The sequence below is a fragment of the Candidatus Nanopelagicales bacterium genome, assembly GCA_041393815.1.
In the GTDB taxonomy this organism is placed as follows: domain Bacteria; phylum Actinomycetota; class Actinomycetes; order S36-B12; family JAWKJK01; genus JAWKJK01.
Map to the genome: position 1 here is coordinate 880,916 of JAWKJK010000001.1, position 13,452 is coordinate 894,367.

At 73.7% G+C, this 13,452-nt stretch carries 14 protein-coding genes, 1 tRNA gene and 1 other RNA gene; 12 read left to right on the forward strand and 4 right to left on the reverse strand.

Annotated features, from left to right (window positions below; translation table 11 throughout):
• The first annotated feature begins 113 nt into the window (after positions 1-113).
• A complete protein-coding gene (locus R2737_03995) occupies positions 114-527 on the forward strand; it encodes a YjbQ family protein (GenBank protein MEZ5115411.1) in 414 nt (137 codons plus the stop codon).
• 114 nt (positions 528-641) lie between these two features.
• The gene (locus R2737_04000) at positions 642-1,073 is read left to right on the forward strand and encodes a DUF3052 domain-containing protein (GenBank protein ID MEZ5115412.1); all 432 of its coding nucleotides are present in this window, start codon (positions 642-644) and stop codon (positions 1,071-1,073) included.
• Positions 1,074-1,109: 36 nt separating this feature from the next.
• Here R2737_04000 and R2737_04005 read toward each other — a convergent pair whose 3' ends face one another.
• Positions 1,110-2,039 carry a maleylpyruvate isomerase N-terminal domain-containing protein gene (locus R2737_04005; GenBank protein ID MEZ5115413.1) on the reverse strand — a complete coding sequence of 310 codons (930 nt, stop codon included), beginning with the start codon at positions 2,037-2,039 and terminating at the stop codon, positions 1,110-1,112.
• A gap of 48 nt (positions 2,040-2,087) precedes the next feature.
• Here R2737_04005 and R2737_04010 point away from each other — a divergent pair, with 48 nt between their 5' ends.
• The 5 genes from R2737_04010 (at position 2,088) to R2737_04030 (ending at position 5,904) form a co-directional block, all read left to right on the forward strand.
• On the forward strand, positions 2,088-2,576 hold the full coding sequence (locus R2737_04010) for a peroxiredoxin (protein MEZ5115414.1): 489 nt from the start codon (positions 2,088-2,090) through the stop codon (positions 2,574-2,576).
• Positions 2,577-2,664: 88 nt separating this feature from the next.
• Positions 2,665-2,738: transfer RNA gene (locus R2737_04015), tRNA-Val, on the forward strand.
• An 87-nt stretch (positions 2,739-2,825) separates the two neighbouring features.
• Positions 2,826-3,971 carry a Nif3-like dinuclear metal center hexameric protein gene (locus R2737_04020; GenBank protein ID MEZ5115415.1) on the forward strand — a complete coding sequence of 382 codons (1,146 nt, stop codon included), beginning with the start codon at positions 2,826-2,828 and terminating at the stop codon, positions 3,969-3,971.
• Positions 3,941-4,714: a C4-type zinc ribbon domain-containing protein gene (locus tag R2737_04025; GenBank protein ID MEZ5115416.1), complete on the forward strand. Its 774-nt coding sequence runs from the start codon at positions 3,941-3,943 to the stop codon at positions 4,712-4,714. The genes R2737_04020 and R2737_04025 overlap by 31 nt, the downstream gene beginning before the upstream one ends.
• Entirely contained in the window at positions 4,711-5,904 is a 1,194-nt protein-coding gene (locus R2737_04030; protein ID MEZ5115417.1) for a bifunctional RNase H/acid phosphatase, read from the forward strand. The genes R2737_04025 and R2737_04030 overlap by 4 nt, the downstream gene beginning before the upstream one ends.
• Positions 5,905-5,916: 12 nt before the next feature.
• Here R2737_04030 and R2737_04035 read toward each other — a convergent pair whose 3' ends face one another.
• Positions 5,917-6,693 (reverse strand): peroxide stress protein YaaA, encoded by a 777-nt coding sequence (locus R2737_04035; GenBank protein ID MEZ5115418.1) that lies wholly within the window; start codon positions 6,691-6,693, stop codon positions 5,917-5,919.
• A gap of 123 nt (positions 6,694-6,816) precedes the next feature.
• Between R2737_04035 and rnpB the strand changes: the two genes are divergently transcribed.
• Both rnpB and R2737_04045 read left to right on the forward strand, forming a co-directional pair.
• Positions 6,817-7,214: RNase P RNA component class A (rnpB, locus tag R2737_04040), an RNA gene on the forward strand.
• 245 nt (positions 7,215-7,459) lie between these two features.
• Positions 7,460-8,074 (forward strand): hypothetical protein, encoded by a 615-nt coding sequence (locus R2737_04045; protein MEZ5115419.1) that lies wholly within the window; start codon positions 7,460-7,462, stop codon positions 8,072-8,074.
• Between the two features lie 190 nt (positions 8,075-8,264).
• On the opposite strand, the gene R2737_04050 is transcribed toward R2737_04045, so the two are convergent.
• On the reverse strand, positions 8,265-8,759 hold the full coding sequence (locus R2737_04050; GenBank protein MEZ5115420.1) for a hypothetical protein: 495 nt from the start codon (positions 8,757-8,759) through the stop codon (positions 8,265-8,267).
• A gap of 191 nt (positions 8,760-8,950) precedes the next feature.
• The gene (locus tag R2737_04055; protein ID MEZ5115421.1) at positions 8,951-10,018 is read right to left on the reverse strand and encodes a methyltransferase domain-containing protein; all 1,068 of its coding nucleotides are present in this window, start codon (positions 10,016-10,018) and stop codon (positions 8,951-8,953) included.
• Between the two features lie 397 nt (positions 10,019-10,415).
• On the opposite strand from R2737_04055, the gene R2737_04060 reads away from it, so the two are divergent.
• The 3 genes from R2737_04060 (at position 10,416) to R2737_04070 (ending at position 13,430) form a co-directional block, all read left to right on the forward strand.
• Positions 10,416-10,883, forward strand: a complete 468-nt coding sequence (locus R2737_04060) for a hypothetical protein (protein ID MEZ5115422.1) — start codon at positions 10,416-10,418, stop codon at positions 10,881-10,883.
• Positions 10,884-11,037: 154 nt separating this feature from the next.
• Positions 11,038-12,894: a hypothetical protein gene (locus R2737_04065; protein ID MEZ5115423.1), complete on the forward strand. Its 1,857-nt coding sequence runs from the start codon at positions 11,038-11,040 to the stop codon at positions 12,892-12,894.
• A 242-nt stretch (positions 12,895-13,136) separates the two neighbouring features.
• On the forward strand, positions 13,137-13,430 hold the full coding sequence (locus R2737_04070; GenBank protein MEZ5115424.1) for a UBP-type zinc finger domain-containing protein: 294 nt from the start codon (positions 13,137-13,139) through the stop codon (positions 13,428-13,430).
• Positions 13,431-13,452 lie beyond the last annotated feature (22 nt).

The following is a 13,452-nucleotide window of genomic DNA, read 5'->3' on the forward strand; positions in this document are numbered from 1 at the left end:
GCCGCGCCGGAGGCTGGGTGTGTCGACCCATCCTCGCCTACCCGGGGCCGAGCCGCGCCGTGAACGGGGGGAGCGCGGGTCCCGGCGGCTCCACGGCCTGCCACGCTGTCCGGGTGGACAGCGTGGAGATCCGGGTGCGCACCGGCGACGCGGAGACCGTCAGGGACATCACCGGCGAGTGCGCCAGGTTCGTCGGGACGGCCGCGGCGGGCGGCGACGGGCTGCTGCACGTGTGGGTGCCGCACGCGACCGCCGGTGTCGCGGTGCTCGAGACGGGGGCGGGCAGCGACGAGGACCTGCTCGCGGCCCTGCGGGACCTGCTGCCCCCGGACGGCCGGTGGCGGCACCGGCACGGCTCGCCCGGCCACGGTCGCGACCACGTGCTGCCGGCGCTCGTCCCGCCGTACGCGACGGTGCCCGTCCTGGGCGGCCGGATGGCGCTGGGGACCTGGCAGTCGGTGTGCCTGGTGGACACCAACGGGGACAATCCCGAGCGCCGGGTCCGGCTGTCGTTCCTCGCCGGGTAGGGCCCGGGTGCTTGCGCGAGGCGGTGGGGTCCGCTGGACTAGGCGCCACGGTCCCGGGCGGGGCCGCCCGGGCAGAGGGGGTCGGTTGGCCCCGCGACGACACGGAGGGTGTTCGTGACCGCGACCGCGGACCACGCGGAGGGCCAGCGGGACGCCGCGGCCAAGCTGGGCGTCAAGGCCGGACACACGGTCCAGGAGATCGGCTTCGACGACGACTGCGACGCCGACCTGCGCGCCTCCGTCGAGGCCGCCTGCGGCTCGGAGCTGCTCGACGAGTACGCCGACGACGTCGTCGACGTGGTGCTGCTGTGGTGGCGCGACGAGGACGGGGACCTCGGCGACGCGCTGGTCGACGCGATCGGGCTGCTGGCCGAGAACGGCGTGGTCTGGCTGCTCACCCCCAAGCCCGGCCGCGATGGCCACGTCGACTCCGAGGACATCGCCGAAGCCGCGCCCACGGTCGGCCTGCAGCAGACCAGCACCGTGAGCGCCGCGCGCGACTGGCAGGGCACCCGGCTGGTCTCGCCGCGCCTCGGCCGTCGCTAGCCCGCAGCGGGCCCGACCCCGCAGCCCCGCCGAACGTCAGCGTCTGCGGCCGAACGGCAGCCGCGCCAGCGTGCCGCCCACCGCGTCCATCACCGTGATCGCCCGGCGCAGCGCGGTGCCGCCGGGCAGCCCCGGCACCGCGTCGACCACCCGGCCCATCCGCATCAGCCCGGTCAGGTCCGACACCCGCAGCGCGCCCGAGGCGTACAGCGCCGGCACGGCGGCCCGCCCCGAGGTCACGTCGAGCACCACCCGGACGTCGGCCTGGATGGCCGGTCCCACCTCCGCCTCGTCCGCGGGCAGGTCGGCGGTGCGCCAGGCGCTGCCGTCCGCACCGGTGCCGACCCGGGCCTGCGGTGTCAGGGCGGCCAGCGAGGCGGTCACGCCGGCGCGCCCGGCCAGCGCCCCGGCGGAGTCGACCAAGGACCGCAGCCCGCGCACCAGCAGGTCGTCGGGCACCTCGGCCCCCGCGGGCGCCAGGTCGAGGGCGGCGACCGACAGCTGGTAGGCCGTGGCATGCACCAGGGTCGCCACCGGCAGCGGTCCCAGCAGGGACGGGCTGACCAGGACCGCCTCCGCCGCCAGGTCCGGGGACGCGAACCAGGTCGCCGCCTCCTCCCGGGCGCGCCGCACCATGGCCAGGGCCTCGTCGTACGGGGCGGCCCCGTGGCGGGCCAGCAGTCGCTGCACTATCGCGTCGTGGTCCTCCGTCGTGGTGCGGCCCGCGCGGGCGTCGGCCAGGATGTCCGCCAGCCGGCGGCTGTCGTCCCACGCGCCGACGTGCACCACGACCTCGCGCACCGTCCACCCCTTCGCCCGGGCCGGCGCGTCGGGGTCGAGGCGCTCGACGGTGCCGAGGAACAGGTCCCACGCCGCGACCGTCGCCGCACCCAGCGCGGCGAGGTCGGCCGACAGCAGTCCCTGCTCCCCGGCCACCGGGGTCAGGGACGGGGGCAGCACGGGCACGACCGGCATCCTGCCGGTCCAAAGACCAGCGCACGAAACGGAGACGACATGGTCGAGATCGGTGAGGTCGCCCCGGACTTCGAGCTGCGGGACCAGCACGGGCAGACCGTGCGGCTGTCCGACCACCGCGGCCGGCACGAGGTCCTGGTGGTGTTCTTCCCGTTCGCCTTCACCCCCACCTGCACCGGGGAGCTCGGTGAGCTCCGCGACGAGCTCGCCGCCGCCCTCGACGACGGCACCGCGGTTCTGGCGGTCAGTTGCGACCCGGTGTCGGCGCTGCGGGTCTTCGCCGAGCAGCAGGGCCTGCAGTACCCGGTGCTGTCGGACTTCTGGCCGCACGGGAAGGTGTCTCGTGCCTACGGGGTGTTCCTGGAGCACCTGGGGTTCGCCACGCGGGGCAGCTTCCTGGTCGACCGTGCGGGCGTCGTGCGGTGGCGGGTCGTGAACGGCCCGGGGGAGGCCCGCAGCCTCGACGAGTACCGGTCCGCGATCGCCGCTCTGCGCGGAGGGGATGCGCGCGACGCCGAACGGGTGTGAGATATCCCTGGCCGCGGTCGCCGGAGGCCCGAGACTCCGGCGGCCGCGGCTCCTCATGTGGCGGCCCGGTAGGGTCCCGGCTGCAGCCGGACCCGTAGCTCAGTTGGCTAGAGCGGCTCCCTTACAAGGAGTAGGTCGCCCGTTCGAGTCGGGCCGGGTCCACCCGTCAGCCCGGCTCCCCGTCGGCCCGGCTGCCCGTCGGCCCGGCTCCCCATCGGTGGGGCCGCGCCGGTCGGTAGCCTCGGCGCCGTGCCCCACCCCACCGTCGCCGACGTCGTGGCCCTGCTGGAGCGCCGCTACCCGCCGCAGCTCGCGGAGTCCTGGGACGCCGTCGGCCTCACCTGCGGTGACCCCGCGGCGACGGTGCGTCGGGTGCTGTTCGCGGTCGACCCCGACCCGGTCGTGGCCGACGAGGCGGTCGGCAGCGGCACCGACCTGCTGGTCACCCACCACCCGCTGTTCCTGCGCCCGGTGCACTCGGTCGCCGCCACCGACGCCAAGGGTCGCGTGGTGCAGCGGCTGCTGGAGCACGGCTGCGCCCTGTTCAGTGCGCACACCAACGCCGACTCGGCCCGGCCCGGGGTGTCCGATGCGCTGGCCGACGCGCTGGGGGTCGTGGACGCCGAGCCGCTGCAGGCGCTGCCGGGCGACCCGGTCGACAAGGTCGTGGTGTTCGTCCCGCACGCCGACGTCGAGCGGGTCCTCGCCGCGATGGCGGCCGCCGGCGCCGGCGGGATCGGTGCGTACGAGGACTGTGCGTACGTGCTCGAGGGCACCGGTCGCTTCCGTCCGCGCGCCGGCGCCCGTCCCCACGTGGGCGAGGTGGGTCGCCTGGAGACCGTCGCCGAGCAGCGGGTCGAGATGGTCGTGCCCCGGTCGCGCCGCTGGGCGGTGGTCGACGCACTGCTGGCCGCCCACCCGTACGAGGAGCCCGCGTACGACGTCTACGAGCGCGCGCTGCCGCCCTCGGACCGGGGGCTCGGGCGCGTCGGCGACCTACCGCAGGAAGTCCTGCTGGGGGAGTTCGCGGCCACTGTCGCCACCGCGCTCCCGGCAACCAGCCACGGGGTCCGCGTGGCGGGCGACCCGGACCGCACGGTCCGCCGGGTCGCGGTGTGCGGCGGGGCGGGCGACTCGCTGATGGGGGCGGCCGACGCGGCCGGCGCCGACGTGTTCGTCACCGCGGACCTGCGCCACCACCGGGCCCAGGAGCACCTCGCCGACGGCGGCTGCGCGCTCGTGGACGTGGCGCACTGGGCCAGCGAGTGGCCGTGGCTGGACCGGGCTGCTGCCGCACTGGTCGAGGACCTCGCGGGCAGCGGCACTACGGTGGAGACCCGCGTCTCCACCCGGGTCACCGACCCGTGGAGCCTGCACCTGAGGAGCCCCCGCTGAACGTCGACCCCTTCGCCCAGCTGCGCCTGCTCGACCTGCAGGCCCTCGACACGCGCGCGGACCAGCTCGCCCATCGGCGCCGGTCGCTGCCGGAGGCGACCCGGCACGCGGAGCTGGAGCAGCGTTCCGCGGTCCTCGGCAACGAGATCGTGGCGGCGCGCACGCTGGTGTCGGACCTGGAGCGGGAGCAGGCGAAGGCCGATGCGGACGTGGACCAGGTGCGCCTGCGGGCCGCCAAGGACCGCGACCTGCTGGACTCCGGGACGGTCGGCTCGGCCAAGCAGCTGGAGAGCCTGCAGCGCGAGCTGGAGTCGCTGGCGCGGCGCCAGTCCGACCTCGAGGAGGTCGAGCTGGAGGTGATGGAACGCCTCGACGCGGCCCAGAAGGACCTGGGCCGGCTGAACGCCGAACGGGAGGCGCTGGACACCGACATCGCCGCGGTCGCGGCGGCGCGGGATGCGGCCTACGGCGACATCGACGCCGAGCTGGCGACCGTGACCGGCGAGCGGGCGTCGGTCGCGGGGGAGCTGCCCACCGACCTGGTCGCGCTGTACGAGAAGCTGCGCGGCGCCCACGACGGGGTCGGCGCCGCTGCGCTCTACCGCGGGCGCTGCGAGGGTTGCCGGATCCAGCTGACGCCGGTCGACATCGAGCGGATCAGGGCGGCGGCGTCGGACGAGGTCCTGCGCTGTGAGGAGTGCCGACGGATCTTGGTGCGGACCGCGGAGTCGGGCCTGTCGTGAGGCTGCTCATCGTCGAGGCCGACGGGGGCTCGCGCGGCAACCCCGGGCCGGCCGCCTACGGGGCGCTCGTCCGCGACGCGGAGACCGGCGAGGTCCTGGTGGAGCTGGCCGAGCACATCGGCGTCACCACCAACAACGTGGCCGAGTACCAGGGGCTCGTGGCGGGGTTGCGGGCCGCCCATGAGATCGACCCGGGGGCCCGGGTCGAGGCCCGGCTGGACTCCAAGCTCGTGGTGGAGCAGATGAGCGGCCGGTGGTCGATCAAGAACGCCACGCTGCGCGCGATCGCGCTGGAGGCCCGTGAGGTTCTGCCGTACGAGCGGGTCTCGTACCGGTGGGTGCCGCGCGAGCAGAACATGGCCGCCGACCGATTGGTCAACGAGTCGCTGGAGGCGATCGAGCGCGGCCGGTCCGGCTCGATCCGGCGCTGCCCGGAGGCGGCCCCGCCGCCGCTGGACGTGGTCGGTTCCGCGGAGGAGGACGAGGCCCGCGCCGAGGCGGCCGCCCGGCCGGCCAACAAGGTGCTCGGCTGGGCGCCCGACCTCGGGCCGCCGATGCTGACCCTGCTGGCCCGGCACGGGGCGTCGGAGTACAGCCTGGAGAAGCGTTTCTCCGGCCGTGGGGGAGTCGACGTGCCGCTGGCCCCGGTGGGCCGGGAGCAGGCGGAGGCGCTGGCGGTCGAGCTGGAGCGCCGCGGTGGTGCGGACGTCGTGGTGACGTCGCCGCTGCTGCGCACCCGTCAGACGGCGGGGATCGTCGCGCGCCGGCTCGGGCTGCAGCTGGAGGTCGAGGACGGCTTCGCGGAGTGCGCCTTCGGGGAGTGGGACGGCCGGACGTTCGCCGAGGTGCGCGACGGCTGGCCGGTCGAGCTTGAGGCCTGGCTGGCGTCCGCGGACGTCGCCCCGCCCGGGGGCGAGTCGTTCGCCGAGGTCCGTACGCGGGTGGACGCGGCCCGGCGCCGGCTGCACGAGCGGCACCCGACGCGCCGCGTGGTGGTGGTGTCGCACGTGAGCCCGATCAAGCTGGCGGTGGGACTGGCCATCGATGCGCCGCTGCACAGCCTGTACCGGATGGAGCTCGCGCCCTGCTCGCTGACGTCGGTGGCGTGGTACGCCGATGGCAACGCCTCGCTGCTCGGCTTCGCCGAGTCCGCGCACCTGCGCGACGTGCCGGTGCCCGACGGGGTCTAGGGGACGGCGGGCTCAGGTCACCAGGTCGAGGGTCCACGGCCGGTCCGCCCGGGCCGGGGCGGTCAGCTCGGCGTGGAACCCCAGCGCGCCGCACAGCCCGGCCAGGTCGTCCGGGGTGCGCGGGTCGTCGCCGGTCGTGACCAGCGCCCGGGCCAGCAGGCCCTTGGTGTGCTTGTTGTGGTGGCTGACGACGGTCCGGGTCCCGTCCCGTTCCTGCAGCACGCGGGCCACGACCGTGCGCGCCGCCCACGGTGCCGCCGGCGGGGCCAGGGCCACGTACGCCGACGAGCGCAGGTCCAGCACGACGCCGCGGCCGGCCGCCTCGCTGATGGCCGCGGTGAGGGGTTCGCGCCAGAGGCCGGTGAGCGTGCCGAGCGGGGGCAGCCGGGTGCCGCCGGACAGCCGGTACGCCGGGATCCGGTCGTTCGGGCGTAGCAGGCCCCACAGCGCCGAGGCGACCGCCAGCCGGCGCCCGGCCCGCCGCTTCGCCGCCGCGTCCAGCGTCGCGGCGTCCAGCGCCTCGTACAGGACCCCGGTGTAGACCCTCAGGGCCGGGGCGGCCGGGGCCGTCATCAGGTCGGCGTCCCGGGCCACCTCGTCGGCCTGACCGGCGGACAGGCCCAGGGCCGCACGGGCCGCCTCGGGTTCGCGGACGCACAGCGACACCAGCGCGTCCAGCACGGTGCGCCGCGCGTCGGTGAGGCCGGGGAACGACAGGGTGGCGAGGTCGACCGGCCGGCCGCGGCCGGGGGCCCGCTTGCCCTCGCTGGGCGGGAGCAGGATCAGCACGGACCCGATCCTGCCGGTCGCCGGCGCCATGATCGTCGCGAGGTCGCAGTCGTGGCGCGGTGGACCCGTGCTCCGCGCGCCACGACTGCGCTCTCGCGGTGATCTACCCTGGTGTCCGGCGGACGAGCCGGCCGGGCGACCGCGGCATCAGCCCCTCGTGGCGGGTGTCGAGGAAAGTCCGGACTCCACAGGGCAGGGTGGTGGGTAACGCCCACCCGGGGTGACCCGCGGGACAGTGCCACAGAAAGCAGACCGCCGGCGCGAGCCGGTCAGGGTGAAACGGTGGTGTAAGAGACCACCAGCGGCCGGGGTGACCCGGTCGGCTCGGCAAACCCCACCCGGAGCAAGACCAGGAGGGCGACGCGGCGACGCGGCGCCTGCGCAGGAGGGCGGCCCGCCCAGGTCCTCGGACCATCCTGCGGGTAGGTCGCATCAGGCCATCGGCAACGGTGGTCGCAGAGGGATGGTCGCCGCCCGGCTCCGGCCGGGCACAGAATCCGGCTTACAGGCCGACTCGTCCGCCCCACCCCCTCCGACTTGCGGAGCCGCGTCTCGGCGGCCTCGTGAGTCCGCACGGTCCCGGTTGGGGCGTTTGACTTCTTCACGGCGCCCTGAGGCCGCGCCGGATGGATCGCGGAAGGGTGGGAGCGGGCCGGTCAGGTGAAGGGCACTCGTGGAAGACGCATGGGCTCAGGACCCTGGCGGTCACCTCGGTGAACGGTGATCATCGAATTGGGGAGGCAGCGCGGCGAGGGGGGTGGCGTCGGTGACGCTGTGGAGGAGTGCCCCGCATACGCAAACCACCGGGCAGTTGGTGATCGTGGTGCTGGTTCTGGGTGCGATGGTGGCGGGCTTCTGGACCTTGTTCGTGGCCGGGGAGATGCTCAGCGACCCGGGCGGGTGGTACGGGCTGGGCCTGGTGCTCGCGTGGGTCGTTCCGATGCTCGGACTGGGTGCGCTGGCACTGCTGCGCCCGGCCTGGGCGGCCCCGTTGCTGATCGCCCTGGTCGCGCTGTGGGCTGCCGCCTCGGTGCTCACGGTCGTGTACGCGTCGACGTGGCAGGAGTTCGAGGACACCCACGGCCCGGTCGGCCTGATCGTCATGGTGGCGCTGTGCGTCCCGCTGGTCGCGCTGGGGCGCACCCGCTCGTTGCTGGCGGGAGTCCTGCTGCTGGTCGTCCTGGTGATACCGATGCTGGCCGGGGTGGCGTGGGTCGTGACCGGCGCGGGGCTGGGTGGGACGCTGGCCCTGGTCACGGTGGGGATGCCGTTCCTGGTGCTCGCCGGGCTGCTGATCATCGTCGGCGTCCTGGACCGGCGCAACCCGCCCGGTGGACTGCCCGCGCAGCCGCAAGTGCCCGGGCCGCTGGCACGAGGTTGACGCCGGCCGAGAACTGGCTGTCAGTCCGCTTGTCGCGTCCGGAGCTGCGTCAACGTGGTGTCGGCACCGTGTCGGGCTGGCCGGACGCCTTCAACGTTCCCCCGGTGCCGCACGGCACCGCCACCGCCAATGCAGAGGCCCCGCCTCGAGCGGGACGCTCAAGGCAGGGCCTCCTGGGTCTATCCGGCCGTCACGCGCTCTTGCCCAGCCAGCAGTAAGTCTCCGCGAGGTTGCCCTCGTTCGAGACAATGATGCTGTTAAGAATAGAGGTGTCCCAGCCGTCCGGCGCGCTCAGCAGGCACGCGGCAGTGGCCGCAGCGTACGCCGCGCGATACTCGGCCGTGAGGTTCCCTGAAGCGTCCGTGTAGGGGATCGCCAGCCCGACGCATCCCAGCCCCGTCGCTTCGGGGTAACGCGGGACCGGCCCAACCCCGGTGTAGGTCCCGCCGGCGCTCTTGCACCACTGCTGGTACGGGCTGCCCGGCGGCTCGTCGAGGATGACCCCGCCCTGCGCCCCGTAGGACACGCACTCGTCCTGGTTGGCGAACGTCGACCCGTCCTCCCGGTACAGAGACTCCCAGCCGCCCTTCTGACACAGCTTCGCGTTGCCGCTGTTGCCGCCATTGCCGCCGCCGGGTGCGGCCGACGCGGGCGCGGCCAACCCCAGCCCTGCCACCAGCGTCACCGCCGCCAACGCCGCGAGTGCGCGGCCTCGTACACGTCCACCCATGGAGTCCCCCTTGGAGGGCTGGTGCCCCGGTCCCTCACCGGGGCGAATCTCCGGACGTTAGATCCCGTCGGACGGCGTCCGCATCGGGCAACTGCCCTATGTGGCGTGGGGAGCCGGTGCGCCCCCAGCCGGTCGCCGTCACTGGCTCATGCGTGCTCTGCTCCGCCCACCGGTTCGACCGCGGGACGGACCGCGGTCACCGAGCCGAGGGCGGCGGAGGGCGGGCCCATGGGCTCCAGCGGCTCCGGCTCGAGGCCAGCCTCCCGGAGCTGGCCGACGAGCACCTCGGCGGCGGGCAGCTCCATGCGACCCTCCTGGGCCCGGAGGACCAGGTCGAGATGGCGGCTGAAGAACTGCGGCCCGGAGAACGTCGTGACGATCACGAGCGCACCCCCAGGACTCAGCAGTCCCGCGATGGAGCCCAGCAGCTCCACCCGCTCGTCCACCGGCTCGTAGTAGATGACGTTGGCCATCAGGGCCACGTCGATGCCGTCACGGAGGGCTGCCGGATGACCCGTGGCCAGCGCGGTCCGGAGGTCGGCGGCTGCGACCGTGGCCCGCCCGGCCTGGCCGCGATCCCTCAGGGTGCGCTCGGCCAGAGCCGCAGCGTCGGCGTCGGCATCCAGGCCGATCCCGGTCGCGGTCGGCGCCGCCTCCAGCATCGCCGAGAGGTACTGCCCTGTGCCGCAACCGATGTCGAGCACCCGACGTGGTCGACGCTCGTTGACGGTGCGGACCACACGGTCGCGGATGAACGGGGAGATGGCGGCCGACAGCCGTGCGATCACCTCGCCCTGCTCAGTCGTGTCGCGACGCCTGGGGCCACCGCGCAGCACCGGCGCCATGTCTCGATAGACGTCGGTGTGGTAGCTGCCGAATCCCTGGTACGACGCACGGACTGCGTCGTCCTCGACGACCGCCCGCCCGAACCGGGTCAACTGCCACCGGCCGTCCCCGGTGACCAGGCCGGCAGCGGCCAGGACCCGGAGGTACGCGTCCAACAGGTCGAGGTCCGCCACACCCAGGCGGCGGGCCAACTCCGCCGTGCTGCCCGCGCCCCCGGCCACCGCGTCGAGCAGCCCGATGTCGATCGCGGCGGCGATCGCCTGGACGCGGACCGCGGTGAGGCCGTCCCGTGCCGATCGCATCCGTGCGCGGAGATGCCCTCCGCGCATCAGCTCCGCGAGCACCCGCGGACTGGGAAGTCTCGCCATGGGCGCCTCCTCGTCCCGAGGGGCGGACGCCCTCCGTACCCGCCGCCTCGTCCCGGTGTCGGAGCACAGCACCGGTCCCCTCAGCCTGCCCCACGATCCGGCCTCGGCGGAACCCCGGACGCGCGCGCGGCGCGGTGGGGGGAGCACGGAAGGAGCAGCACGGCTCCGCGGAGAGCGAAGTGGATCTTCCGCGGAAGATCCACTTCGCGCGTCGGTCCCAGTGGGCGTGCCCCTCGCGCGGGAACCGCCGCCGGAGAGGCGCGATCCCGTACGAACGGGTGAGTCGTGCGCGGACCTTGTCCTCTGACCGAGGGCGGCGACGAACGCGAGCCTGACCGTGTCACGGCCCGCTCGTCCCGGTCGCGGACGCGGCCGCGCGGGCCGTCGGGAGCCGACGATGACACGACGGCGCGGTCGCCTGCTGCTGGCCCTCCTCCTCCCCGCACTGCTCCTGGTCCCGCTGGCGGCCGCCCCGGTCTCGGCCGCCGGTCGCTACGTGGCCTGCACGTGGTCGGCGTCGGACCACTCGGACTGGAAGTGCGGGAAGGCGTTCTCGTCCCTCGGCGCGGCGACCTACTCCACCTGCTGGAAGCACCGCCCCAGCAGCGCAAGCTACATCCAGGCGCGCTTCGGCGGTCGGTGGTACACCCAGACCGAGAACGCCACGGTGCGCATCTCCCGCAGTTCGACCTGCTCCAGCAGCTACCCGTGGCTCACGAAGCTGACCGTGGGGGTCGTGGCCGACGACCTGTACGCGAAGCAGGCGTACCGGCTCGTCATGCCGGCCACCTCGCAGTACACCCGCACGCTGTACCGGTTCTACGTGTGCGTCCTGCCCGCCAACTCCGACGGGACATGCTGGTAGGGGTGGTCGTGGCCGGCAGCGCTCGGCCACGCGGCGGCCCGTGACCTTCTCGGCGGCCGGGTGCTTCTTGCGTCGACACCTCCCGCCGAGCGCATCGCGAGCGTAGCGTCGTGGCCGGGGTCGGGAATCCGGCCTGTGATCACAAGGAGCACGCATGACCAACCTACGCAAGAGGCGCGGCGTCGCCGCGGCCGCAGCTGCGGTCGTCGTGGCCGCACTGATCCCGTTCACGGCCGGTCCCGCGTCCGCCGCGGTCACCCTCACCGGCCCGACCAACCCGGCAATTGACACGGGGCAGGTCTACGTGTTCAACACCGGGGCGAGCTTCATCATCGAGCCGGGCACCTACTGCCTGGCGGCGACCCCGTCGTCGCCCAGCCCCCTGGTCGCCGTACCGGCCACAATTCCGGCCAACCAGACATCGTGGAATCTCGTAGCGGCGTTCCCCGACCCGGGGACCTACACCATCGGCATGGTGCCGGCGTTGCTGGGTGGGACCCCCTGCCCGGGTACCGCGGATCAGTCCGAGTTCGTGTCCAGCGCGTCCTTCACCGTCAACCCGGTGACGACGATCGGCAACATCACGGTCACGCCGGTCCGTCCGACCCAGCCGGTCGGCGGCGTGCAGAGCTTCTCAGTCGCGGTCACCGGCCCGACCGGCACCGCCCTTCCGGGACGTCCCGTCGCCATCGGCTACTCCGGACGCGGGGCCGGGGTCCTTCCGGGCGGGTTCACCAACGCCGGTGGGACATACGTCTTCAACTTCCCCGACCCGAATCCGGCCAACACGACCAACTACTCGGCGACTCTGACGATTCAGAGCTCGGACGGCGGCGGCAACCCGATGGTGACGCAGGCTTACGTCACGTACGTCCCCACGGGGTCGATCACCGTAACTCCCACGACTGCAAGCGCTGCGCCGGGCGGCACGACGGGGTTCACCGTCACGGTGAAGGACCAGGTCGGCAACCCGGTCAACGGCGCCACGGTCTACGTCGCGTCCACGGGCCGTAACGTGTACGGCGCACGGGCTGTGGGCGTCACGAACGCCATCGGGCAGCTGGCCTACACGCAGACCGACACCGCCGGCGCGAGTTCGACGGTCTTCCAGGACACGCTGACGTTCAGCTCCAACGGCAAGTCCGTCACGGCGACGATCAACTACACCGGAGCGGGCACGCTGACCGCGAACCCGGCGACGGCCTCGGTGGCGTTCGGGGCATCGCAGCAGATCACCGTCACGCTGCTCAACGGCTCAGGCACCGCCGTGTCCGGCGCCGCCGTCACCGTGGCGGGGACCGGGCGGAACGCGTTCGCCTCGACCAGCGCCGGGACGACGAACGCGTCTGGCCAGGTGGTGTGGACGCAGAACGACGCCGCGGGCGCCGGGACGACCACGCCGGCGCAGTCGGTGCTGACGTTCACCGCGAACGGCCTCACCGCCTCGTCCACGCTGAACTACGGGGCGCCCACGGCCACGGTTACGGTCACGTCGCCCGCCGCGAGTGGTTCGCAGATCTCCAGCAACGGCTACTTCGGGGTCTCGGCGACGAGCAGCGGGGTTCCGGCGGGTACGACCGCGTACGTCACGCTGAACGGCGCCGCCAAGGCAAGCACCACCGTGCAGGCCGGAGGCAACATCCGCTTCGACGGCACCAGTATCGGTGGCGGGCAGTGGATCCCCGCCGAGGCCGGCAACTACGCCGTCCGCATCGGCGGCGGGGGCAGCCCGGTGCTGGCCACCAGTAGCACGTTCTCGCTGGTGATCATCCCGTTCGGGCTCAACGGTCGCTCTGGCAACCGGTTCAGCGTTCAGCCGGGCAACTTCTCGCCCGGGACCACGGTGTACCTGACCAGGAACTCCGCGACGGTGGCGTCGGGCAAGGTCCAGGTGAAGGAGCAGGCGTTCACCATCAAGGGGCCGATCACGCCCGGCACGTACCAGGTCTGGGTCGCGTCTAACCAGGGCCGCGTCTATGGCGACCACGCGGGAGTCATCACGATCCCTTAGCAGGCGGTTCGAGCACGACCCCGCGACGCACGGGGGCGTCACCCGGCTTTCGGGTGGCGCCCCCGTCGTCGACCCGTCGAGCGGTCTGGATGAGGGGTGTCCCCGAAGGACCCTGGGGGGAAGCCCCTGATTGCCTGCCCACTTCGGGGAAGTCCGCTGAGGCACACGGCCGACGCACGTAGGGTCCGGGGATCGCCGTCGTGGGGTGCGGGAGGGCTCCCCACGCGGTGCGGGGAGGTCCCATGGACGCCTGCGCGCACGTCGACGACCTGCCGGTCGTGACCCCGTCGAGCCTCGGTTGCGAGGACTGCCTGCGTACCGGGGGCACGTGGGTCCACCTGCGGATGTGCATGCACTGCGGGCACGTCGGGTGCTGCGACTCCTCGCCGTCCCGGCACGCTCGCGGCCACTGGACCGAGGTCCCCGACCACCCGGTGGTCCGGTCGTACGAGCCGGGCGAGGACTGGTGGTACTGCTTCGCCGACGACCTCCTGTTCGAGCTGGACGGGGCCGCGCCGGCTCCCTCGTACCGCTGAGCGTCGACCGGGACGGAGACGG